This window comes from Streptomyces sp. LBL (assembly GCF_029893585.1).
Taxonomy (GTDB): Bacteria; Actinomycetota; Actinomycetes; order Streptomycetales; family Streptomycetaceae; genus Streptomyces.
The window spans coordinates 15460-38774 of the sequence record NZ_JARXYX010000025.1 but is presented as its reverse complement, the minus strand read 5'-3'; the positions used below and the strand labels follow the sequence as shown (position 1 = coordinate 38774).

Annotated in this window: 19 protein-coding genes; 9 read left to right on the top strand and 10 right to left on the bottom strand. The window is 70.2% G+C overall.

Annotated features, from left to right (window positions below; translation table 11 throughout):
* Positions 1 to 3: 3 nt before the first annotated feature.
* The 6 genes from M2271_RS27585 to M2271_RS27560 form a co-directional block, all read right to left on the bottom strand.
* Positions 4 to 960 (bottom strand): NADH-quinone oxidoreductase subunit H, encoded by a 957-nt coding sequence (locus M2271_RS27585; protein ID WP_280890045.1) that lies wholly within the window; start codon positions 958 to 960, stop codon positions 4 to 6.
* A complete protein-coding gene (locus M2271_RS27580; RefSeq protein ID WP_348539197.1) occupies positions 953 to 1933 on the bottom strand; it encodes a hypothetical protein in 981 nt (326 codons plus the stop codon). Before M2271_RS27580 ends, M2271_RS27585 begins: the two co-directional genes overlap by 8 nt.
* Before the next feature lie 401 nt (positions 1934 to 2334).
* Positions 2335 to 2691 (bottom strand): NADH-quinone oxidoreductase subunit A, encoded by a 357-nt coding sequence (locus tag M2271_RS27575; RefSeq protein WP_280890043.1) that lies wholly within the window; start codon positions 2689 to 2691, stop codon positions 2335 to 2337.
* 154 nt (positions 2692 to 2845) lie between these two features.
* Positions 2846 to 5128, bottom strand: coding sequence for a heavy metal translocating P-type ATPase (locus M2271_RS27570; protein WP_280890042.1), 2283 nt, complete (start codon positions 5126 to 5128; stop codon positions 2846 to 2848).
* 105 nt (positions 5129 to 5233) lie between these two features.
* On the bottom strand, positions 5234 to 5539 hold the full coding sequence (locus M2271_RS27565) for a heavy-metal-associated domain-containing protein (RefSeq protein ID WP_280890041.1): 306 nt from the start codon (positions 5537 to 5539) through the stop codon (positions 5234 to 5236).
* A gap of 163 nt (positions 5540 to 5702) precedes the next feature.
* Positions 5703 to 6593, bottom strand: a complete 891-nt coding sequence (locus M2271_RS27560) for a DUF5134 domain-containing protein (RefSeq protein WP_280890040.1) — start codon at positions 6591 to 6593, stop codon at positions 5703 to 5705.
* Positions 6594 to 6862: 269 nt separating this feature from the next.
* Between M2271_RS27560 and M2271_RS27555 the strand changes: the two genes are divergently transcribed.
* Positions 6863 to 7315, top strand: a complete 453-nt coding sequence (locus M2271_RS27555) for a hypothetical protein (RefSeq protein WP_280890039.1) — start codon at positions 6863 to 6865, stop codon at positions 7313 to 7315.
* Positions 7316 to 7389: 74 nt separating this feature from the next.
* Positions 7390 to 9060: a multicopper oxidase family protein gene (locus M2271_RS27550; RefSeq protein WP_280890038.1), complete on the top strand. Its 1671-nt coding sequence runs from the start codon at positions 7390 to 7392 to the stop codon at positions 9058 to 9060.
* Positions 9061 to 9171: 111 nt separating this feature from the next.
* On the opposite strand, the gene M2271_RS27545 is transcribed toward M2271_RS27550, so the two are convergent.
* Positions 9172 to 10083: a M56 family metallopeptidase gene (locus M2271_RS27545; RefSeq protein ID WP_280890037.1), complete on the bottom strand. Its 912-nt coding sequence runs from the start codon at positions 10081 to 10083 to the stop codon at positions 9172 to 9174.
* Positions 10080 to 10448 (bottom strand): BlaI/MecI/CopY family transcriptional regulator, encoded by a 369-nt coding sequence (locus M2271_RS27540; RefSeq protein ID WP_280890036.1) that lies wholly within the window; start codon positions 10446 to 10448, stop codon positions 10080 to 10082. The genes M2271_RS27545 and M2271_RS27540 overlap by 4 nt, the downstream gene beginning before the upstream one ends.
* A 191-nt stretch (positions 10449 to 10639) precedes the next feature.
* On the opposite strand from M2271_RS27540, the gene M2271_RS27535 reads away from it, so the two are divergent.
* A complete protein-coding gene (locus tag M2271_RS27535) occupies positions 10640 to 11071 on the top strand; it encodes a DUF6153 family protein (RefSeq protein WP_280890035.1) in 432 nt (143 codons plus the stop codon).
* Between the two features lie 97 nt (positions 11072 to 11168).
* Positions 11169 to 11825, top strand: a complete 657-nt coding sequence (locus M2271_RS27530; RefSeq protein ID WP_280890034.1) for a DUF305 domain-containing protein — start codon at positions 11169 to 11171, stop codon at positions 11823 to 11825.
* 119 nt (positions 11826 to 11944) lie between these two features.
* On the opposite strand, the gene M2271_RS27525 is transcribed toward M2271_RS27530, so the two are convergent.
* Positions 11945 to 15604 carry a LamG-like jellyroll fold domain-containing protein gene (locus tag M2271_RS27525; protein WP_280890033.1) on the bottom strand — a complete coding sequence of 1220 codons (3660 nt, stop codon included), beginning with the start codon at positions 15602 to 15604 and terminating at the stop codon, positions 11945 to 11947.
* 529 nt (positions 15605 to 16133) lie between these two features.
* Here M2271_RS27525 and M2271_RS27520 point away from each other — a divergent pair.
* From M2271_RS27520 to M2271_RS27500, 5 genes are all read left to right on the top strand, one after another.
* Positions 16134 to 17183, top strand: a complete 1050-nt coding sequence (locus tag M2271_RS27520; protein WP_280890032.1) for a LacI family DNA-binding transcriptional regulator — start codon at positions 16134 to 16136, stop codon at positions 17181 to 17183.
* Positions 17184 to 17430: 247 nt separating this feature from the next.
* Positions 17431 to 18678 (top strand): extracellular solute-binding protein, encoded by a 1248-nt coding sequence (locus tag M2271_RS27515; RefSeq protein ID WP_280890031.1) that lies wholly within the window; start codon positions 17431 to 17433, stop codon positions 18676 to 18678.
* Between the two features lie 19 nt (positions 18679 to 18697).
* The gene (locus tag M2271_RS27510; RefSeq protein WP_280890030.1) at positions 18698 to 19669 is read left to right on the top strand and encodes a sugar ABC transporter permease; all 972 of its coding nucleotides are present in this window, start codon (positions 18698 to 18700) and stop codon (positions 19667 to 19669) included.
* Positions 19670 to 19680: 11 nt separating this feature from the next.
* Positions 19681 to 20502, top strand: coding sequence for a carbohydrate ABC transporter permease (locus tag M2271_RS27505; RefSeq protein WP_280890029.1), 822 nt, complete (start codon positions 19681 to 19683; stop codon positions 20500 to 20502).
* 83 nt (positions 20503 to 20585) lie between these two features.
* Positions 20586 to 22349 (top strand): trehalase family glycosidase, encoded by a 1764-nt coding sequence (locus M2271_RS27500; RefSeq protein ID WP_280890028.1) that lies wholly within the window; start codon positions 20586 to 20588, stop codon positions 22347 to 22349.
* A gap of 30 nt (positions 22350 to 22379) precedes the next feature.
* On the opposite strand, the gene M2271_RS27495 is transcribed toward M2271_RS27500, so the two are convergent.
* A complete protein-coding gene (locus tag M2271_RS27495; RefSeq protein WP_280890027.1) occupies positions 22380 to 23297 on the bottom strand; it encodes an NADP-dependent oxidoreductase in 918 nt (305 codons plus the stop codon).
* Positions 23298 to 23315 lie beyond the last annotated feature (18 nt).

Sequence of the window (23315 nt, the reverse complement as noted above, 5' to 3'; positions counted from 1 at the left end):
GTTTCACCGGTCGACCGCCACCACGGCCACCACCAGGGCCTGCAGGACGGCCAGCGGGGTCAGCACGACCCAGGCGAGCTCCACGTACCGCTCCATACGCAGGGTCGCGACCCGTCGCCGGGCCCAGACGAGGAAGGCCAGCACGACCGCCGTCTTGAGCACGGTCCACGCCCAGCCGGGCAGTGCAGGGCCGTGGCCGCCGCCCAGGAAGAGCGGCACACTGAAGGCCGCGGCGACGACCAGCAGCAGCCACCGACCGCCGAGGAACAGCACGCGGTCGACACCCGACAGTTCAGTGGCCGCGCCGCCCGCCACATCCTGCCCGGCGGGCTGGTCGAACGGTCCCCAGAACGCCATCGCCATGGCGCTGAGCAGATAGATCGCGAAGGCCACCGGCATCCACACGGCGAACCACAACCCCGCCTGGCTGTCGACGACTTCGCCGACCCGCAGTGACTGCGCACCGAGGGCGGCGGTGGTGATCGCGAGCATGTGCGGCAGCTCGTATGCCAGACCCTGGGCCAGGAACCGGTAACCGCCGATGAGTGACAGCGCAGAGTTCGGCCCCCAGCCGGCCAGCCACACGGCCGCCCACGCCAGCGCCTCCATCGCGTTGAACCAGACGATCCCATCCGGTAGATCGCTCAGCGAACGGAAGCCGAGAGGCAGTACGACCGCGGCCAGGACGGCCGCGACGGGAAGCAGCGCCGCTCCGATCCGGGCCAGCGGCAGATCGGACGCCCGCGTACGCCGCGGCTGCTGCACGAGGTGCCTCAGAACCTCACGGCCGGGCCGGGCGACATGGCCGGCCGACTCACGCAGCGATCCGATACGGCCTCCCTTACGGCCGTTGCGGGCCCCGGCCGTGAGCACGGCATCGAGCCCGGCCACCGCCATGGCCACGACGACCAGGACGGCGGGCAGTACGAAGACCGCCCAGAGCGGAGCGCGCTCAGCCATGGTCCGTCCCCGCCACCGTGACGAGTCCGGTCTCGTCGAGATCCGGGTCGAGGCTCGCCACGATGATCCGTGCACAAGCGAACTCGGCACCCTGAAGCAGGCCGGGCAGGACGTCCAACAGTGCCTGGGAGGCAGGCATCGCGTCCCCGACGATCCGTCCGCGCGGCCCGACGGCCTCCGTCGCGTCCAGTGGCTCGGTCAGGTCGGCCGCCGCCGCGTTGCGCCCGACGGCTTCGAGCCACACGAGCATGCGGGCGTGGGCGTCTCCGTCCGCGACCAGGGCCGGCCCCGTGACCCCGTGGTGCCGCGCATGCTCGGCAGGCAGCACGCCCACGCCGGCGGTCAGCCAGCGCACCGTCCGCGAACGTTCGGCCCGACGGATCAAAGGGCGTACGAGAGCGGCGAGTTCGGCGGCCGGTGTCCCGGCGAGGGCGCGGTCCCGTGCGTGCCGGGCCCGCGCGGCCAGGTCGCTCCACCCCAGTACGGCGAAGTACCTGCCCAGACTGTCCAGATGCGCCGCACACAACCGCCGCGCCGCATGACCCCCGGGAACCGGTACGCCCTCGGCGGCCCGCAGGAACGGCTCGTTCCAGAAGGGCGGTCGCGGCGACGGGGGAGCGGCGACCTGTTCCACGGCGGCCTCCTGGACGACATCGCCCTGCAGGGTGAGCCGTAGCACCAAACCGGAGGGCCAGTCAGCGAGCACGGGCCCCAAGGGGACGTGCAGGCGGTCCAGCCGCAGTCCGTCGCGGTCGTCGGCCCGGTCCGCCATGGGCAGCCCGTCCACGACTCCCATGTCGTGGCCGGCGTGGCCGGCGTGGCCGGCGTGCCCGGCGTGGCCCTGCTCGGCGTGCATGGTGTGCTCGGCGTGCATGGTGTGACCGGGGTGCTCCATCTGGCCGTGATGGGCATCGTGCCCGATGTGCTCGGCTGTCCCTCCGCCGTGCTCATGCGTGTCGTGCGTGGCATGCATGTCAGGTGCGTCATCTGTGTCATGCGTGGCATGCATGTCATGCGCGGCGTGGTGGTCGTGACCCGCGTGCCGAACTGTCGGACCCGGAGCCGACGGAGATCCTCCCCGTCCGAGTTCCGCCAGCCCTCGATCGAACGCATCGGCGACCTGCTCCGCATCCGTGACCCGGACCCACGCCTTCGGAGCCGATACGGCGCCCCAGACGTTCGCGACCCAGTCGTCACCCCCGTCGCCGGGACCGCCCGCGATCACCAGCAGGTCCGTGTCCGCCGGAGCGGCCACGGACGGCCATCCCCTTCGCGCCAACTCCGCCTCGACCGTGAGCCGTTCCCGCGTAGCTCCTGGGTATGCCGCCAGCAGCACCCCGGGGCGGGACAAGGCCGCGCGCGCGAGCCGGGATCTCAGCTCCACCGGAAGGCCCCCTCGCGCCAGGCGTATCCGACCCCCGCGAGCAGCACGCCCAGGAAGAGGAACATCTCGACGACCGCGCTGGTACCGACCGCCGAGACCACCTTCGTCCACGGATACATGAACAGCATTTCCATGTCGAAGGCGAGAAAGATCATCGTGACCGGATACCAGCGGACGTGGAACCGGGACAGTGCGTGCTCCTGCGGTTCGAGGCCCCCGCTGAACGGTCCCGTGTGCAGCGGTTCGCGGATCGCTCGCAGCGCGACGGAGACGGCGTGCAGCAGAACGACCGCCACGACGACGAGTACCAGGAGCGCCAGTACCGGTCGCCAGTCCGAGCTCTCCATGCGGTCCCTTCCTGATGGGTGCCGGCGGCCTCAATCTTCTAAGGAGCTTAGTGCGAAGGGTGCCCCTCCGTGTAGGTGAGCTCCCCACTCGCGCGCCCCGTCCGACGCGCCCCGTCCGACGTGACGCGCCTCGCCCGACGCGGCGGCTGGGCCGCTACTTGAAGGTCCGCAGCCGCAGGCTGTTCGTCACCACGAACACGGACGAGAACGCCATGGCAGCTCCGGCGATCATCGGGTTCAGCATGCCGAAGGCGGCGAGCGGCAGGGCGGCGACGTTGTATCCGAAGGCCCAGAAGAGGTTGCCCTTGATCGTGGCCAGGGTCTTCCGGGAGAGCCGGATCGCGTCCGCGGCCACCCGCAGGTCGCCTCGTACGAGGGTCAGGTCCGCCGCTTCGATCGCCGCGTCCGTTCCGGTCCCCATCGCCAGGCCCAGATCGGCGGTGGCGAGGGCGGCGGCGTCGTTGACGCCGTCGCCGACCATCGCGACCGTACGGCCCTCGCTCTGCAGTCGCTTGACCATGTCCACCTTGTCCTGCGGCAGGACTTCGGCGATGACCTCGTCGATACCGACGGCCTTGGCCACGGACTCGGCGACGAGCTGGTTGTCGCCGGTCAGCAGGACCGGCTTCAGGCCCAGCCGGCGCAGCTCGGCCACGGCTTCTGCGCTGGTCTCCTTGATCGCGTCGGCGACGGTGAGGACACCACGCGCCTCGCCGTCCCAGGCGACGACGACCGCGGTACGTCCTTCGGCCTCCGCCGCGGCCTTGGCCTCGGCGAGTTCCCGGGGGATCTCGCCGAGCCCCATGGCCAGGAGCTTCTCGCGCCCGACGAGCACCGCGTGCCCGTCGACGACGCCCCGGACACCGAGACCGGCGATGTTCTCGAAGCTCTCCGGCACGGGAAGGCCGCCGGCCGGCTCGGCCGCGCCGGCCGCGATCGCCTGGGCGATGGGGTGCTCCGAGGCGTGCTCCAACGCTCCCGCCAGCCGCAGCAGTTCGCCCTCGTCCACGCCCGGCGCCGTGAAAACGTCCTGGAGGCGCATACGACCGGTGGTCACCGTGCCGGTCTTGTCCAGGACAACGGTGTCGACGCGCCGCGTGGACTCCAGCACCTCCGGGCCCTTGATGAGGATGCCGAGCTGGGCGCCCCGGCCGGTGCCGACCATCAGCGCGGTCGGCGTGGCCAGGCCCAGTGCGCACGGGCAGGCGATGATCAGGACGGCGATGGCGGCGGTGAAGGCGGCCACGGTGTCGCCCGTCGCTCCGAGCCACACTCCGAAAGTGGCGATCGCGAGGAAGAGGACAGCAGGTACGAAGACGCCGGAGATCCGGTCGGCGAGCCGCTGTACTTCGGCCTTTCCGTTCTGGGCGTCCTCGACGAGCCTCGCCATCCGCGCGAGTTGGGTGTCCGCGCCGACCCGGGTCGCCTCGACGACGAGCCGGCCGCCGGCGTTCACGGTCGCCCCGGTCACCGTGTCGCCGACGGTGACGTCCACGGGCACGGACTCGCCGGTGAGCATGGCGGCGTCCACGGCGGACGCACCCTCGACGACGGTGCCGTCGGTGGCGATCTTCTCGCCGGGCCGTACGACGAAGCGGTCACCGACGGCCAACTGGCCCACGGGGATGCGTACTTCTTTGCCCCCGCGCAGCACGGAGACATCCTTGGCGCCCCATTCCATGAGTGCCCGTAGCGCCGCGCCCGCCTTGCGCTTGGACTTCGCCTCCAGGTAGCGGCCCGCCAGGATGAACGTGGTCACGCCGGCCGCGGCCTCCAGATAGATGGAGGAGGAGCCGTCCGTACGGGAGATGGTGAACTCGAAGGCGTGCCGCATTCCCGGCATCCCCGCGTTCCCCCAGAACAGGGCCCACACCGACCAGCCGAGCGCGGCGAGCGTACCGATCGACACCAGCGTGTCCATCGTCGCGGCGCCGTGCCGGACGTTCGTCCAGGCAGCCTTGTGGAAGGGGAAGGCGCCCCAGGCCACGACCGGAGCGGCCAGGGTCAGCGACAGCCACTGCCAGTTGTCGAACTGCAGGGCCGGAACCATCGCCATCAGGACCACGGGCACGGTGAGCACCAGCGACACATGGAGACGCTGCCGCAAGGACAGCAGCTCGCCGTCCGCCGTCGGAGCGGCCTGCGCCTCGCCCACTTCACCCGTGACGGGGGCGGGCGGGGGCGGCTCCTGGGCGGTGTAGCCGGTCTTCTCGACCGTGGCGATGAGGTCGGCGACCTCGGTGCCGTCCGGATACGAGACCTTCGCCTTCTCGGTGGCGTAGTTGACGGTCGCCGTGACGCCGTCCATGCGGTTGAGCTTCTTCTCGATGCGGGCGGCGCAGGAGGCGCAGGTCATCCCGCCGATCGAGAGCTCGACCTGTTGCGCGGGTGCGGGTGCGCTGTCAGGAAGGGCCTTTTCGGGAGCCGTACTGGTCATGACATGTCTCCAGGGGAGGCCGGGACGCACAGCGACCGTATCAGCGGAGCGGTACGTCCCGGCGCGGAGGGAGTTCATGTGAGCGGGCAGTGGCCCGCTCGGTCGTCAGGCGGGGCCGACGAGCTCGTAGCCGGCCTCGTCGACGGCGGCGCGGACGGTCTCCTCGTCGAGTGCGGCGGCGGAGACCACGGTGACCTCGCCGGTCTTGGCGACCGCGGTGACCGCGGTGACGCCGTCCAGTGCGGAGATCTCCTGGGAGATCGCGCCCTCGCAGTGGCCGCAGGTCATGCCGGACACCTTGTAGACGGTGGTCACGCCGACGCCCTGAATGTCGACCGTGGCGTCGGTTCCGCACGAACCGGAGCCGCAGCAGGAACCGGAGTTCGTCTCAGTCTCAGTCTCAGTGGTCATGGCTCTTCCCTCGGGGTGTGAGTGCGTGAATTGTCCTTCCGGAAGAGGTGTGACTGGTCTGTCTCTCCCGGCCCATGGCAACACTATACCCCCCTGGGGTATTCCGCAGCTGTGGTGCTGCCCACATGAAGGTGTTCCGCCGGGGCCGGCCATGGGGCGACCGTCACGCGACCATCATCAACAGCATCGCGGACATGGTCCCTCCCATGCCGATGTGCGCAGCCAGTGCGGCGTCGGGTGCGGCTCCGAGCTTGCGGCGTCGCCCGTGGCTGCCGCCGCCTTGCGTCGTCCTGGCCCTGTCCCACACCGAGATCGTCAGCGACGCCAGGAAGACGAGAATTGTGTCCGGCATGGCGAGCAGCCAACGGCCCCAGTGGGAGCGGGTGCCCGTGCCCCGGCCCTTCCGGCTGGTCCCCCGGGCCCTCGCCCACACGGATGCGCCGATCGACAGCAGAAAGTACACAGCGAGCGCCGCGACGACGAACTGCCATACGGGCGACGAGCCGGCGGCGGCACCTGTGTGGGCAGAGGCGTCCGTCCCGCCTGTCATGTCCATCCCCGGCATGCTGCCCATCCCCGGCATCGACTCCATGCCGGCGGTGTGGTCCGTGCCCGACATGCCTGCCATGTTCTCCATGTTCTCCATGCTCGCCATGTTCTCCATGCCCGGCATGTGTGCCATGGAGCCCCCCAGGGCGAGCACCGGTCCGGACGGCGTACTCGTCATGGCGAGCGTCATGATGACCATGCCCGCGCTGCCCACGATGAGGTGGACCCAGTGCCGACCGTGTTTCCATCCGTGCTGACGTGCGTGCTTGAACGCCAGCCCCGCTGACGCGACCCCGAGGACGGCGAAAACCGCCGCCCACCACATGCCGTACCCGGCGTACCAGCCGACCGTCGCGGGCAGCGCCATGGCGGCCATGCACAGGCCCATCAGCAAGTCGCCGCCCGCCGCGAACCTGACCTCGCCGCTGGTGGTCACCAGCCGGACCGCGCTGACGGCGGCCACAAGAGCGGCGACCGTCGCAACGGCCCAACTCAGCGCTAGCATTCCCATCTTCACCTTCTCCATCGTCCGCGCGTGACGGCCCGGGTGGTCGAGCCGCCGCCGTACGGGGCGCCCGGAGCGCCGTCTGGGGCATCATTTACTAGTGCCCTTAGTACGTCCCGGGGTCGGAGCCTGTTCAGGTGGGCCGGGTGGGGTGTGCGGACGCGCCATGGGCCCAGCCGTTAGAGGGAAGAACGGTCCCCGCCGAGCGCCCAGGTACCCCCTAGGGGTAAGATCCTGATGCGGTTATTGACAGCACACAGGTGGAGCGCATGACGATTCGGTCGGCCCGCGGTGACGGCACAGCCGTCCGTTGGGCGTACGGGGTGCTCCTCACCCTGTGCGTCGCGCTGGCCGTGCTCGTCCACCACGAGACGCCGTCGATGGACGTCTCCTCCATGCCGGACTCGGTGCACACCGTTCACCTGCTGACGGACGGGACGGCGCCGTCCGTCTCGGGCACTTCCGTCTCGGGCACTTCAGTCCCCGGTGATCTGGTCTCGGGTGCCTCCGCGCACGACGCCGATGACGGTGCCTGCGCCATGCCGGGCATGCAGCACTGCTCCACGGCGACCGTCGGCTCCGTACAGCTCGCCCTCCCGGACCAGGCGGCGTTCGACCCGCTGGTGAAACTGCGGCAGCCCGCAGTGGGGCGCACTCCCGGCGCCGCAGCGGTCGGCCGGGCCCCGCCGGACCTGTCCGTCCTCTCCCGACTGCGTATATAGGCCGCGCCGGACGGCGCGCGATGTGCCGTCCCTCCGCGACCACATCGGCAGTACCCAACAGAGGACGCAACGAAATGAACAGCATCGACCGTCGCTCCGCCCTGATCGCCGGGCTCGGGATCGCGGGCGCCGGTGCGCTCGCCGCCTGCGGCAGCGGTTCCGGCTCAGGCAGCGGCAGCGGCAAGGACCTCCTCGATCCGTCCGGCTCCGAGGTCACCGGCAACGACAAGCAGCGCAGGAGCACGGGACGGGAGCACAAGCTCACTCTGACCGCGGCCCCCGCGGTGATCGACCTGGGTGGCGGCGTCATGCCCAGGACCTGGGCCTTGGACGGGCGCACCCCCGGCAGGGAGGTACGGGTGACCGCGGGCGACACCCTGGTCGCCGAACTGTCCAACCAACTCCCCGACAAAACCGCCACGTCGATCCACTGGCACGGCATCGCGCTGCGCAACGACATGGACGGCGTGCCGCCGGTCACCCAGACCCCGGTCCGGGCCGGCGCCAACTTCACCTACCGGTTCATCGCCGACACCCCGGGCACGTACTTCCTCCACCCGCACATCGGTGTCCAGCTCGACCGCGGCCTCTACGCGCCGCTGATCGTCGAGGACCCCAAGGAGCCTCTCGCGTACGACGACGAGTGGGTCGTCCTCCTCGACGACTGGATCGACGGCGTCGCGGGCACCCCCGACGAGGTCCTCGCCGAACTCCGGCACGGCATGGGCGCCATGGACATGGGAGAGAGTGCCGGAGCCCGCGCCGGCTCCAGCGGCATGGAGAGTCATGACATGGGGGACATGGGCGGGATGGACATGGGCGGTGATTCCGCGTCCCCGTCGGGCTCCGTGTCCCCCTCGGCCTCCGCGTCCCCGTCGCCCTCCGCGTCCTCCGGCGGTATGTCGACGAAGTTCATGCTCACGGGCTCCGAGAGCGATCTGCTCGGCGGCGACGCCGGCGATGTGAGGTACCCCCACCACCTGATCAACGGCCGGGTGGCGACCGCCCCGGACGTCTACACCGGCAAGCCCGGCAAGAGGGTACGGCTGCGGATCATCAACGCCGGCGCGGACACCGCCTACCGAGTCGCTCTCGGCGAGCACAAAATGACCATCACGCACACCGACGGCTTCCCGGTCCAGCACCAGGAGGTGGACGCGCTGCTGGTCGCCATGGGAGAGCGGTACGACGTTCTCGTCACCCTCGGTGACGGGGTCTTCCCGCTGGTGGCTCTGGCCGAAGGCAAGGACGCAGGCGGCCTCGCGCTGGTGCGCACCGGCTCGGGGCGTACGCCGTCCGCGACGGTCCGCCCGGCGGAACTCGACGGCATGATCATGACGGCGTCCCAGCTCCGCGCCGCTGACGACGTGCGCCTGCGGACCGCAGAGACCGACGTCACGCACCGGATCAAACTGACCGGCGGTATGGCCGAGTACAACTGGGCCATCAACGATGTGCCGTTCGACATGAACAATGCCGGGGCCCACCCCATCTTCGTGGAGGAGGGGCAGCGGGTAAGGCTCGACTTCATCAACACCACTGAGATGTGGCACCCGATGCACCTGCACGGCCACACCTACCAGCTCGGCACCTCCGGCCCCCGCAAGGACACCACGATCGTGCTGCCCAAGAGGAAGGTGTCCGTCTTCTTCGACGCCGACAACCCGGGCCAGTGGATGCTGCACTGCCACAACGCGTACCACGGCGAGGCAGGGATGATGGCCAACCTGGCCTATCAGGCCTGACGTTCTCGTCGTACCGCCGACCGGGCGGGCTCGTCCACCGGCGATGAGCCCGCTGCGCGGACACGCTGGTGACGACACCCCCCGTCGCCACCAGCCGGGTCGGGTCGGCGGTCAGCCGAGTCCGGGCGGGCAGGCGAGCAACAGTGGCAGCAGCGGAACGGCCACGGCACAGGCGGCAACGCATCCCCAGAAGAGAGGGTGAGGTGCCTGGCGCGGGCCGAGCACCCGCTCCAAACGGATCACCACGGTGTGGCCGCCCGCCGCGAACGCGCCCTCCGGCCTGCGGGTCGCCGCCATCTCGTACATGGCGGTCGCCAGTGTCTCGCGGGAGTGTCCGCGCAGGGCTCGGTCGTCCGCGACCATCTCCAGCAGCAGTGTCATCTGTTCCCGGGCGTGACGGGCCAGCGGGAGCCGGCGGAACACCGAGTGGAACGCCTCCACGGCGGCCAGGGCCAGATGGTGACGGCCCGCGATATGGGCCTGCTCGTGCTCCAGTACGGCGGCGAGTTGCGCGGACGTCAGCTCGCGTACGGCCGCGTCGCTGATCACGATCCTGGGGCGGCGGCCGGGCAGGCAGTAGGCGGCAGGGGTGTCGTAGGGCAGGATCGTGGCGCCCAGCCGCACAGAGCGGCGCCCCACCAGATCCACCGCTTCCCGATGCCGCGTCCGCAGCCGACGAGCGCGTACGACGTGGAAGAGGAAACTCGACGTCACCGCCGCCCCGATCACGGCGGGAAGGGCGACGGCGAGTCGGCCCGCGCCCTGGGGGACGGGGCTGCTCATGCCGATGTCCAGCCCGCACGAGTGCAGCAGACCCAGCAGCCCCACATGCAGCTGCTCGGTCGGCATCACGACGTTGTACACGCTGAGCATCGCCCCCACCGTGAACGAGACCACCAGCGCGTGCCAGACGGCGGCGGCCAGAGCGGGCGCGCGGTACGGCCAGCGGGCGCGCAGGAGCAGAGCGGGCGCGACGAAACCGACGACCGTCGTGTACCCGACCAGGACGGGGGTCGCGTTCACGACTTCGCCGGTCGTCCCACGGTGCGCAGGGCCTTGCGCAGGGCAGCCACTTCTTCCTCGGACATGTTCTCGACGAAGTGGACCAGCGCGGCCGGTCGGTCCTTGCTCTCTCCCAAGCCGTCCTCCATGAGTGCGGCGGCGTACGCCTCGCGGCTGCGGACCGGCGAGTACCACCAGGCGCGGCCCTGCTTGCCTCGCAGCAACCAGCCCTTGGTGTAGAGGATGTTGGTGACGGTCATCACTGTGGTGTAGGCGACGGGACGCACTGTGTTGATGTCGTCGACGACCTCGCGCACCGTCGCCGGGCGGTTCCATGTCCAGAGACGGTCCATGATCTCCGCCTCCAGGTCCCCCAGCCGTCGCATGGCCCTGACTCCCTTTCGCCACCGGATGCGCAAGCGCATACGCAGGTTCATAGTAGAGGGCCGGCCTGTCAGGGCTCCGGGTCCTCGCCGGGTAAGGTGCTGGTATACCCTCGGTGGGTATCGAACCTTGGTGTCCACTCCGGTGGCGCCCGGCATGCAAGGGGCCCATGATCCGTGCTTACGATGAGGCCGTGACCCGCCTCGGACAGCGCACGCGATCGCCACACACGCGACCGCGACGCACGTTGCCGTCGTTCGGGTTGCTCGTGGCCGCCCTGCTGCTGGGTCTGCTCGGTATGCACGGCCTCGGACCGGTCCCCGAAATCCATGATCAGGCCGGACACGACCGGATCGTGGCGAGCGCACACACGGGTCTCGTGATGGCGACGCCGGGCGAGTGCGACCACGGTGCGGGCGGCTGTTCGGGGCACATGGCGCATGCGGACCCGACCTGCGCGTCCGCGTCGGTTTCCGGAACTCCCGCGGTGGTGCCGGTGCTGGAGCCCGACGTGATGGCCCGCGCCGGACGGGCGCCGGACGCGCAGGCGTCCCCGGACGGCAGTGGTCCCGCCGGTGGTCGAGCCCCACCATCACTCTCCGAACTCCAGCTTCTGCGGATCTAGAACGTCCCGCACGCCGCCACCGGCCGATCCGGACGTGGCGACGTGCTCCGGCGTGCCCTTCAGCAGATCCGAGACATCAGAACGCAGGAGTTCAACCATGACTGCACAGCGCAGGCTCATCCGTCGTGCCGCCCTCGCCGCCACCGCCGGCGCGGCCGCCCTCGTACTGGCCGCGTGCGGCGGCGACAGCGACAGCGGGAGCGGCGGTCACGACATGGGATCGATGAAGTCCGAGTCGGCCGGCCCGTCCGCTTCGGCCGCGGCCGAGGGCGGCACGCACACCGACGCCGACGTCGACTTCGCGACCGAGATGATCCAGCACCACCGCCAGGCCGTCGCCATGGCCGATCTGGCCGCCGACGGTGCCTCCGCCCCGGAGGTCAAGAGCCTCGCCACGAAGATCAAGGGCGCGCAGGACCCGGAGATCAAGACCATGTCCGGCTGGCTCACGTCGTGGGGCGAGGAGGTCCCCGAGGACATGTCGTCCATGCCGGGCATGGAGCACGACATGTCGTCCGCCATGCCCGGCATGATGAGCAGCGAGGACATGGGCAAGCTGAAGAAGGCGTCCGGCGCCGAGTTCGACAAGATGTTCCTGGACATGATGGTCCAGCACCACGAGGGCGCCGTCGAGATGGCGAAGACCGAGAAGGCCAAGGGCAAGTACGGTCCCGCCACGAAGCTCGCGGACGACGTCATCACGGCCCAGACCGCGGAGATCGGGCAGATGAACAAGATGCTCGGCAAGAGCTGACGCGTCCCGCTCGACACCTCCCTCTCGCGGGAGAGGTCTCGTGGGAGAGTCTCGCGCGAGAGGTGGGGCCGGCCGTGCGTGACGCGGCCGGCCCCACCGTCCTTCCCGGTCCCGGTCGCTCAGTCCTCCCGGGCGTACGGCGCGACGGTGATCCGGTCGATCAGCGGGGCGTAGCGGGAGCGGAGCGGTACGCCGGGGAAGGTGTCCGAGGCGTAGGTGGTGCCGTCGAAGTTCGGTGGTTCCTCGGACCGGAACGTGATCGTGTTCTGTCCCTTCTTCAGGTGGACGGGGACGGTCAGTTCCCAGAAGTTGTTCTGGTGGAAGCTGTGCGGGAAGCTGACGCGCCGTATCCCGCCGCCGTTCACGCTGATGTCGGCGTGGCGGGCGAGGGGGTCCGGGTTGTAGTGGGTGGCCTCGGCCTGCTCGGGGTTGGAGTAGCGGATGCGCAGCGCGTACAGGCCGGTCCGGTCGGCGGAGACGGTGAACGTCGCGGTGTTGCCGTTGCCGGGCTCGCCGCCGATGCCGGTGATCGCCGTGCCGTCGGTGGCCAGGGAGAGCGGGGCCAGCGCGGCCGAGCCCGCGAGCTCGGCGTCGCCCGCCTCGTACGTACGCGTCTCGAGCGTGCCCTCGGTGGGGGTGACGGTGAGGCGGTCGACGAGAGTGGTGGACGAACCCCCGGTCACCGTCACCTTGTTGACGCCGCCCGAGAGGGAGACCGCCACCTCGCTCCTCCTCTTGGTCAGACCCAGGACGTCGTGCCCGTTGACCGAGAGCCGGGCACCCGCGCCGCCGAGGGTGTCGACCTTGAGGGTGGCTTCGCGGTCGGCGGGGGAGTAGACCCAGAACGTGGCCGTCTGGCCCTTCTCGAGCCGGCCCGCGCCCGAGCCGGTGGCCGGGACGCCGGTCTGCTTCGGCAGGTCGTAGACGGGCTGCGCCCCGCCGCCCAGCCAGGCCAGCTCGCCCTCGTACACCTGGGTGCCGGTTGACGCCTCGGGGAGGGTGAGGGTGAGACGGTCGACGATGGCGTCGCCCTTCGTGGCGCGCTTGCCGTCGGCGCTCTTCGCGGCGAGCGTGAGGGTGTGCTTGCCCTTGGTGAGGTGGACCTTGGTGTCGGTGTGGTCCCAGACCACCCACTTGTAACCCAGCGGCAGGTACAGCTCCTGCTCGCTGTCCGCCTTGCCGTCCACGCGCAGGAAGACGTTGGTCGGGCCCTGCTCCTTCACCTTGTCGAAGGTGTTGAGGGAGTTGGCGAAGACGCTCAGGTCGTAGGTGCCGTCCTGGGGCACGTCCACGGTGGTGTCGAGCGTGACGTCCGAGCCGGTGCGCAGGCCGCCCACGTCGTACCCGCCGGAGGTGTAGAACTTCGACACGTCGCGGGGCGAGCCCTCCGGGCCGTTCCTGGAGTAGCCGGCCCCGGTGTGGGCGGCGTCCTCCGCCTCGTACGAACCCTGCCAGCGCACAGGCGGCGACTGCGTGCCCTTCGCCTTCCCGGCGGGGCTGAGGACGATCTCGTACGCCGAGGACTCCTTCAGCTTCGGCAGTGCGCCGTCACCGAAGTCGACGACGACCGTGCCGTCGTCACCCACCGTCAGGTTCTGCTCGGTGAGCAGCTTCGGGCCGGGCGAGTCGCCCACCTGCCCGCTCCACTCGATCTCCCGCACCCAGGCGTGCACGCGGTCCCCGAACAGCTTCTTCGGGACGCCCGCGAAGGTGATGTGGCCCTTGCCGGTGGAGCCGCCGAAGATCAGCCGGGCCTGCCGCTTCCTCTCGTCCAGGGTGCCGACGCCCTGCATGCGGTAGTTCTCGCCGGGGAACGGCGGGGTCACCCGCACCGTGTGGCCGCTCATCGAGGCGTACGAGTTCAGCAGCCACCACTGGCCGTTGCCGCGGTTCGACTGCACCGCGGAGTCGGAGAGGTTGCCGTCGATGTTCCAGTACGCGATGTCGGCGTCCACCTTGGACTCCTCGATCGCGGACACCCACTGGATCATCTGGCCGGGGACCGACGTGTGGTAGTTGAAGGCGTATTCGTTGATGTTGACCGGGAGTTGTGTGGCCTCACGGTCGGTGCCCTTGAACAGTTCCCTCTCCCACGTCCGGTACGTGGCGACGCTCTCGCGCACCGCCTCCGGGTGGCTCAGCTCGTGCCAGGTGATGACGTCCGGGAGGGTGCCGGCGGCCAGGGCGTGCGTGAGGAAGCCCTTCACCTGGCCGTAGAGGACGCTGGTGTTGGGGCCGGCGATACGGGCGTCGGGCATCCTGCCCTTGATGAGCTTGTACGCGTCGTCCCAGGCGGCGAAGTAGGCGCCCGGGTCGGTGAGCCAGCCGACCTGGTCGTAGCTCCACTCGCCGGTGCCGAACATGTTGCCCTCGGGCTCGTTGAACGGCACGAAGACGATGTTGTCCTGATACTCCTTCGGCAGCCGCAGCACCTGGTCGACCTGCTTCGCGATCTTCTCCTGGTAGAGCTTCAGCTTCTCCGCGGGGGTGTCGCCCGGCCATTGGTACGGGAAGCCGCGGTGGATGTCGGTCATGTAGATGTACACGTCACCGTTGGTGGAGTCGGCCAGTGGCTTGACCACCTCCAGCGCGTCGGCACCGGGGTGCTGCGGACCGTCCTGCGCCTTCGTGGAGACCGTGCGCAGGCCCATGCCCTCGATGAGGTTGTTGGTGGGGATGTCCGGTCCGTACACCCCGTAGAGGGTGCCCGAGGCGCCGCCGTGGAACGCGCCGGTGTCCGAGCCGAGGTCGACGGTGAGCTGCCCCTCGCGGACCACGGTGACGGTCGCCTTCACCGCGTGCCCGGCCGCGGTTCCGGCCACCGTGAACGTGCCGGGCCGGGCGTACTTGTCGGACGGTACGGCGTCCCAGGTGATCGGAGCGTCGCGGTCGTAGCCGTCGGAGAAGGTGGAGCGGACGGTGGCGGGGAGGGGCGGGGCGGTTCCCGTTGTCGTACGGACGTCGAACGACGTCTGCGAGAGCTGCCGGAGGGTGGGAAGGGTCCCGACCGTGCCGGCCACCTGCTCGGCGCTGAGCGCCGCGTGCCACACGGTGAAGTCGTCGATCGCGCCCTTGAACAGCGGGTCCGGGTAGAAGGACTTGCCGATGTGACCGGCGGAGGTGGCCGAACCGTCCAGCAGATCCTTCGCCTTGACGTCGGTCTCGGCGGAGGAGACCGCCACGCCGTCGAGGTAGGTGGTGACCCGGCCGGCCGAGCTGTCGAGGGTGACGGTGACGGTCCGCCACTGGTCCGAGGGAAGCATCGCGTAGCCGTGGACCTGTGCCTCGGCGCCGCCTCCGCCTGTGGTCACCGAGGTCTGCAGCAGCCCGTTGTTGTTGGACGGGGTGGTGAAGAGGTATTTCGTGTTGTCGGTCCCCAGATCGAAGATCCGCTGCCAGGGCGACGTGTCGCCGCCCCACTTCACGCGGGCCGAGACCGTCAGGTCCGTTGCGTCGCCGAGCACTTCGCGGGGCAGGCGGACGTACGCGCCGTTCGAGGTGGGCGCTCCGCCGGGGAGGGCGAGCGCCGTGCCTCCGCCGGTGCCCGCGACGGACCGGGCGGTGTCGCCGTTCACCAGGCTCGCGGTCAGGCCGTTGCCGGAGCTGTCGGTGATCATGCCCGAGGCGGGGTCGTCCTGGTCGAAGGTGTAGTGGGCGGCGGGCTGGGGTGCGTCGGCCGCCTGCGCGGGGACGGCCGGCGCGGCCAGCAGGCCCGCGCCGAGAGTCAGTGCCACGGCGGCCGCGGCTCGGCGCCGGGCTGGTCGGTCAGCGGATGGCATGGATGGCGTCCTAATCCTTGGGGGAGCGGTTCCGGTCGGCCCGCTTCGGCCCGCTTCGGCCGGCCGGCCCCGGGTCGTCTCGTCCAGCCCGGCCGGACCCGCGACCGGCCGGACCGACGGCGGGCGGGACCGGCGACCGCCCGGATCGGCGGCGGGCCGGACGAGCGCCGTGGCCAGGCCGACAGTCGCCCGTGGTCCGTCGGGTGCCCCGCGTCGGGCAGGGGCTCCAGGGATTCCGTACGGCTCGGACAGTGGAGGGGAGCGAGTCGAACCGGTTCGGTGAAGCTAGCACCGAGGAAACCGGCCAGCAATCCCCCCGACACACGGAACCTGTGCCGTGTATGCCGGGTTGCAGGGTCTTTGCGAAAAACATGGTTCGACGTGTTGACAGCTGCCGGGCTTGTTTCTACCTTCACTTCACGCGAACCGGTTCGACAGCCGGTAGTCGCCGCTCTTCCCTTCCCAGCGCCACGCGACCGTCGACGGTTCCCTCTCCGAGATGTCGAACCGGTTCGAACAAGGAGTTGCCGTGAACATCGGTGAGATCGCCCGGCGGGCCGGTGTCTCGCGCAGCACCGTGTCCTACGCGTTGAGCGGCAAGCGCCCGGTTTCGGAGGACACGCGCCGGAAGATCCAACAGGTCGTCGACGAGTTGGGCTACCGGCCCAGCGCCAGCGCCCGCGCTCTGGCCAACGGGCGGACCAGCACCCTCGGCCTGGTCTTCCCGCCGGCCGGGAGCCACTACACGGGGATGCAACTGGACTTCATCGGCAGCGTGGTGGAGGCCGCCGCGGCCTACGACTACGACGTGCTGCTGTCCCCCAGTGGCGTGGACAGCGACCGCTCCTTCCAACGGCTGCTGGGGGAGCGGCGGGTCGACGGCGCGATCCTGATGGAGATCAGGCTGGAGGACGACCGGGTGGAGCACCTGGCCACCCTGGACTTCCCCTCCGTCGCCATCGGCCGTACCGCTCGCCCCGAGGGCGGGTGGTGGGTGAGTCTCGACCACACCGCGCTGGTCGAGCGGTGCGTGCACCACCTGGCGGATCTCGGTCACCGTCGGGTCGCCTTCGTCAACCGTCCCGAGCAACTGCTGCGCACCGGGTACGAGTCCGCGCACCGGGGCCTGGACGGTTTCACCAAAGCCGCGGCCGAGCGCGGGCTGACAGTCCGGACGTACTGCTGCGGTGACGACGCCGCCTCGGGTCAGACCTGTGTGGAACGGATCCTGCACGACGCCCCGGCCACCACGGCCCTGGTCACGCTGAACGAGGCCGCGCTGGGCGGGCTCTACCGCGGGCTGGCCGAGGCCGGCCGCCATGTGCCGCGCGACTTCTCCGTCACCGGGGTGGTGGCCGGCCGCTGGGCGGAGACGGTGACCCCGCAGCTCACCGCGGCGGACGTACCGGCGGCCGAGATGGGCCGTCTCGCCGTCGACCTGCTGGTGGAGCGGCTCGACCAGCCCGCCGCGCCGCCCCGGCACCATCTCCTCACGCCACCCATCTCCCTGCGGGCCAGCACCGGGCCCGCGGGGCCCACGCCCACCGGGGGTCCCGGGATCGGGACGACGACTCCCTGACCCCCTGACTCCCGGACCCCCTGCCCCCCGGACCCCCTGCCCCCCGGACTCTCTGCCCCCCGGACCGCGACCCACACCGAACGCCCGTCCTCCTCCCGCACCCACCGGGCCCTCGAACCGCTCAGCAGCCGCTCAGCAACCGCTCACCCCTGCCGTTCGGCGTGCTCGCCTCCCCGGCAACCCCTCGCCTCGGCACCCGCATGCCGAAAGACTCGGCACCCGCAGGCCAAAAACAAAGGAACCCGCGATGAACAACTCCTCCAGAAGGCGCCGCCTGACCGCCGCAGCCCTGACTGCGCTGGCTGTCGCCACCAGTGCCACCGCCTGCGGATCCGGCTCGGGGGGCACCGGGACGAAGGCGGCGGACAACGGCACGTACACCGTCTGGGACCCGTACCCGCAGTTCGCCAAGGGCTCGGCGTGGGTGAAGCTGCTCGACGCGTGCGGCACCGAGGCCGGCGTGAAGATCAAGCGGACCGGCTTCGACACCAGCGACCTGGCGAGCAAGACGCTGCTGGCGGCGCAGCAGGGCAACTCCCCGGATGTCCTCATCGTCGACAACCCCGTGGTGTCGACCCTGGCCGAGGCGGGGGTACTGACCACGACCGGCGACAACAAGCTCGACACCTCGAAGGTCGACCCCAACCTGCTCGCCGCCGGGCAGTCGGGCGGCAAGACCTACGGCACCCCGATCGGCGCCAACACCCTCGCTCTCTACTACAACAAGAAGGTGCTGAAGGAGGCCGGGGTGGACGTCACCTCGGTCAAGGACTGGACAGCGCTGACAGCGGCGCTGGCGAAGGTCAAGAAGGCAGGCAAGAAGGGCATCACGTTCTCCGCGATCGGCACGGAGGAGGGCAGCTTCCAGTTCCTGCCGTGGTTCTGGGGCTCCGGTGCGAAGCTGACCGAGCTGGACTCGGCCAAGAGTGTCTCGGCGTTGTCACTGTGGGGTGACTGGCTGAAGAAGGGCTACGCCCCCAACTCCGTTCTCAACAACACCCAGACCACCAGCTGGCAGGAGTTCGCGACCGGGGACTACGCGTTCGGCGAGAACGGCACCTGGCAGCTCGCGAACGCCAGGAAAGCGGGCATCGACTACGGGGTCATACTCGTCCCCGGCGTCGGCGGAGGCCAGGCCGCGGCCCCGACGGGCGGTGAGTTCGTCACCGTCCCGGTCCAGGACTCGACCGACCGCTACACCACCACACAGAAGATCGCGACCTGCCTGACCAGCACCCAGAACCTGTACGACACCGACACCACCCTCTCGTACGTCGCTCCCACCACCGAAGTCCAGGACAAGCAGGTGGCGGCCGACCCGGGACTCAAGCCATGGGTGGCCGCGGTCAAGGCGGCCAAGGGCCGCACCAGCGACGACCTGGGCACCAAGTACCCCAAGATCTCGGAGCAGTTGTGGAAGGCCGTCCAGTCCGCCCTCAGCGGTTCGAAGTCCCCGAAGGACGCGCTCACCGCCGCCCAGTCCGTCGTCAAGTAACCAGGACCAGGGCCCGTTGATGAGCAACACGACACAAGTGCCGCACCGTCGGCCCGTGGGCGATCACCCGGGTACGGTCCCCGACGCCCCGCCCCGGGCACGACGCCGCCCCAGCTCCCAGCAGTGGGCCGGCTGGGCGTTCCTCGCCCCGGTCGTCCTCTACCTCGGCCTCTTCTACGCCTATCCGCTCTACCGCAACATCGATCTCAGCGTCAGGAACTACACGGTCCGCTCCTTCGTCCAGGGCGACGCACCCTTCACGGGCCTGAAGAACTACCGGACCGTCCTGGACGACCCGACCTTCGCCCCCGCCCTGTTCCACACCGTCGTGTTCACCGCCGTCTGCCTGGCCTTCCAGTACGCCATCGGCCTCGCGCTCGCGGTCTTCTTCAACCAGCACTTCCGGCTTTCGGCCACCCTGCGCGCGCTGTTCCTGGTGCCCTGGCTGCTGCCGCTGATCGTCTCGGCCTCCACCTGGTCGTGGATGCTCAACAGCGACTCCGGTGTCGTCAACGCCGCCCTGCACGCCCTCGGCGTCGGCCCGGTGAACTGGCTGACCTCGCCGTCCTGGTCGCTGACCTCGGTGATCATCGCGAACATCTGGATCGGCGTCCCGTTCAACCTGGTCGTGCTCCACAGCGGCCTGCAGTCCATTCCGGCCGGTCTGTACGAGGCCGCCGCCCTGGACGGCGCGAATGCCTGGCGGCGGTTCTGGAGCATCACCTTCCCGCTGCTGCGCCCGGTGTCCGCGATCACCCTGCTGCTGGGGCTGGTCTACACGCTCAAGGTCTTCGACATCATCTGGATCATGACCAAGGGCGGCCCGGCGGACTCGTCCACCACCTTCGCCACCTGGTCCTACCAACTCGGCTTCGGCAACCTACTGCCCGCCTTCGGCCCAGGAGCCGCCGTCGGCAACCTGCTCGTCGTCGCCGCACTGGTCTTCGGCCTGGTCTACATGAGGGTCCAGCGAAAGCAGGGGCTGTCGTGACAGGAATCGCCATGAACCGACGCAGCCGTACGTGGTGGAAGACGGCCATCGGCCTCCTGCTGACCGGGATCATGCTCTTCCCGGTCTACTGGATGCTCAACGTGTCCTTCACCCGCGACCAGGACATGCGCAAGTCACCCCCGGGGCTGTTCCCCGTCCACGGCACCCTGGAGGGTTACCGGGCCGTCCTGGACCAGCAGTTGCCCTACCTCGGCACCAGCCTCGTCATCGGCCTCGGCACCGTGGTTCTGACCGTGGCGCTGGCGGCCCCCGCCGGTTACGCGCTGGCCAAGCTGCGTCCGCGGGGCGGTGGCATCCTGTCCTTCGTCCTTCTGGCCGCCCAGATGATCCCCGGCATCATCATGGCGATGGGCTTCTACGCCATCTACCTCAGCCTCGGCCTGCTCCAGTCCGTCCCCGGCCTGATCGTCGCGGACTCGACCCTGGCGGTTCCGTTCGCGGTGCTCATCTTCACCGCGTTCATGTCCGGCGTCCCCGGCGAACTGCTCCAGGCGGCGAAGACGGACGGCGCCGGGCCCCTGCGTACCTTCTGGTCGATCGTCCTGCCGATGAGCCGCAACGCCGTCGTCACGGTGTCCCTGTTCGCGTTCCTGTGGTCCTGGTCCGACTTCGTCTTCGCCAGCACCCTCGCCGGCGGCGGCGCCCACCAGCCGATCACCCTCGGTATCTACCACTACATCGGCAACAACAACCAGGAGTGGAACGCCATCATGGCCACCGCCGTCGTGGCCTCGCTGCCGGCCGCGGTCATCCTCGTCCTCGCCCAGCGCTACGTCGCCGCCGGCGTGACCGCCGGCGCGGTCAAGGACTGACTGACTCCTTCCACCTCGTCACGGCTCCACCGTCCCTCCGCCGGACGGTCGCCCGCACCCGCCCGAGAAACGAGTGACGCTTCATGACCGCCGACCGATCTGGCCCGGCCTTCTCCGCCTTCTCCGCCTTCTCCGCCTTCTCCGTCCATGACATCCCGTTCAGCAGTTACGGATCCTGGTTCGACATCTCGCCCGTGGTGGCGGAGAAGACGTACGCCGAGGACCTGCACCTCGTCTCGCACCAGAACGGTATGCACGCCGTCCTGAGCCTGGTGCCGCTCGACGGGGCGACGGGCGAGCGGGCCGGGACCCGCGTCGAGGCGACACCGGGCCTGCTGAGCTGGACCGGGGCGGCCGGCCGGGTCGAGCTCGCCTACGGCTCGCCGGACACGGTACGCCTGCGGGGAGCGGGCCTGTCGCTGCGCGTCCGCGCGGCGGCCCGGTCGCTGACCCCTTTCAGCGGCACGTACTTCTTCCACGACGCGGCCGCCCGCGCGCACGTGTTCACGTCGTACGAGACCGGACGCCGCTACCGCGTCACCGTGTTGTCCGGCACGGTGACCGACACGTCCGGCAGCCAGGCCCTGGGCAGCGCCGACCGCGGCCTCACGGTCGCCGCCGACGCGGACGGTCCCTGGGAGATCGCGGTCGAGGAACTCGAAACGGCCCGCCCGCCGTACGCGTCCCCGATGTCCTTCGACAAGACCGTCGAGGCCGCGCGGAACTCCTTCGCGGACTTCGTCGACACGATCGCCCCCTGGCGCTCGTCCGCGACCCCGGCCGCCGAACTCGCGGCCTACGTCCTGTGGTCCGCGACCGTACGCCCGGCGGGGCTGGTCACCCGGCCCGCCGTCCTCATGTCCAAGCACTGGATGGACAAGGTCTGGAGCTGGGACCACTGCTTCAACGCCCTTGCTCTGGCCCCCGGTCGCCCCGACCTGGCCTGGGACCAGTTCCACCTGCCCTTCGACCACCAGGACGAGACCGGGGCGCTGCCCGACTCGGTCACCCACTCCGAGGTCCTCCACAACTTCGTCAAACCCCCCATCCACGGCTGGACGTTCGGCCACCTCCGTCGCCGGCTGAGCACGCCCCCCGGGGAGGGTGAACTGGCCGAGACCTACGACAGGCTGGAACGGTGGACCGACTTCTGGCTCACCGCACGGCGTGCCCCCGGCGCCGCACTGCCCCACTACCAGCACGGCAACGACAGCGGCTGGGACAACGCCACCACCTTCGACCCCGAGCGGGTGGTGGTCACCGCGGACCTGGCCGCCTTCCTCGTTCTCCAGCTGCACCAACTGGCCGAACTGGCAACGGAGTTGGGGTGGCCGGAGAAGGCTCTCGGGTGGACGCGTCTGGCCGCGGACACCCAGGCGGCGATGCTCGACCAGCTCTGGACCGGTGACCGGTTCGTCGCCCGGGGCGTCGGCAGCGGGGAGACCTGGCACAGTTCCAGTCTCCTCGACCTGATGCCCATCGCGTTGGGCGAGCATCTGCCGGACGACGTCAGCAGCGTGCTGGCCGGTCGCATCGAGGCCCACCTGACCCCGTACGGCCTGGCCACCGAGCTGCCGGCCTCGCCGCACTACCTCTCCGACGGTTACTGGCGCGGCCCGATCTGGGCCCCCGCCACGGTCCTCGTCGAAGACGGCCTGCGCCGCGGCGGACACCACCGCCTGGCGGACGAGATCGGCGCCCGCTTCCGCGCCCTGTGCGAGACCCACGGCTTCGCCGAGAACTTCGACGCCCTCACCGGAACAGGCCTGCGCGACCGTGCCTACACCTGGACCGCGGCAAGCTATCTCCTTCTCGCCGAGGCACACGTACGCCGGGGCAGCCACTGAATCCGCCGAGGAGGGACCTCCCGGTCCGGCCTACGGCAGCAGCACGATCTTGCCGCCGACGTGTCCCGTACGGCTCAGGTCGAGCGCGGCGGCCGCCTCCGTGAGGGGGAACGTGCGCCAGACCGGGACCTGCAGCCGTCCCTCTTCGATGAGGGCGAGGATGTCGTGCAGGGCCCGGACGGTGTTGCCGCGCGGTCCGTCCGTGTGGACCTGGATGCCCAGGTCGGCCGCGTCGAAGGCCAGCAGGGTGAGGACCCGCTCGGGGCCTCCGGCGAGGTCGATGGACATCGGGATCTCGCCGTGGCCGGAGGCGTCGAGTACGGCGTCGACCCCGTCGGGGGCGATCGCCCGTACCCGGTCGGCGAGCCCCTCGCTGTGGGCGACGGGGGTCACGCCGAGCGCGCGCAGCCGTTCGTGGTTGTCCGGGCTGGCGGTGCCGATCACGCGCGCGCCACGGGCCACGGCGAGCTGGGCGGCGAACGTGCCCACGCCACCGGAGGCGGCATGGATCAGCAGGGTCTCGCCCTGGATGACCTTGAGGAGTTCGATGACCGTCCAGGCCGTTCCGCCCGAACCCGCGAGAGTTCCGGCGACGTCCCAGGAAAGGCCGGCCGGCTTGGCGACCAGCGCTCCGGCGTCCGCAAGCGCGGACTGGGCGTAGCCCGGGGTGAGCGAGGCCCCGAGGACCTCGTCGCCGACGGCGAAGGCGGTCACCCCCTCCCCGACCTCGTCCACCACACCGGCCACGTCGGACCCGAGGCCCGCGGGGAGATCGAGGGGCATCATCTGCCTCATGAACCCCTGCATGACCTTCCAGTCGAAGGGGTTGACGCCTGCCGCCCGTACCACGAGCCGCACCTGCCCGGGGCCCGGGACGGGCGCCGGAACATCCACGACGCGGAGCACATCAGTGGTGCCGTACTCGGAGAACCGCACTGCGAGGGACATATTGTTCAGCTCCGTATT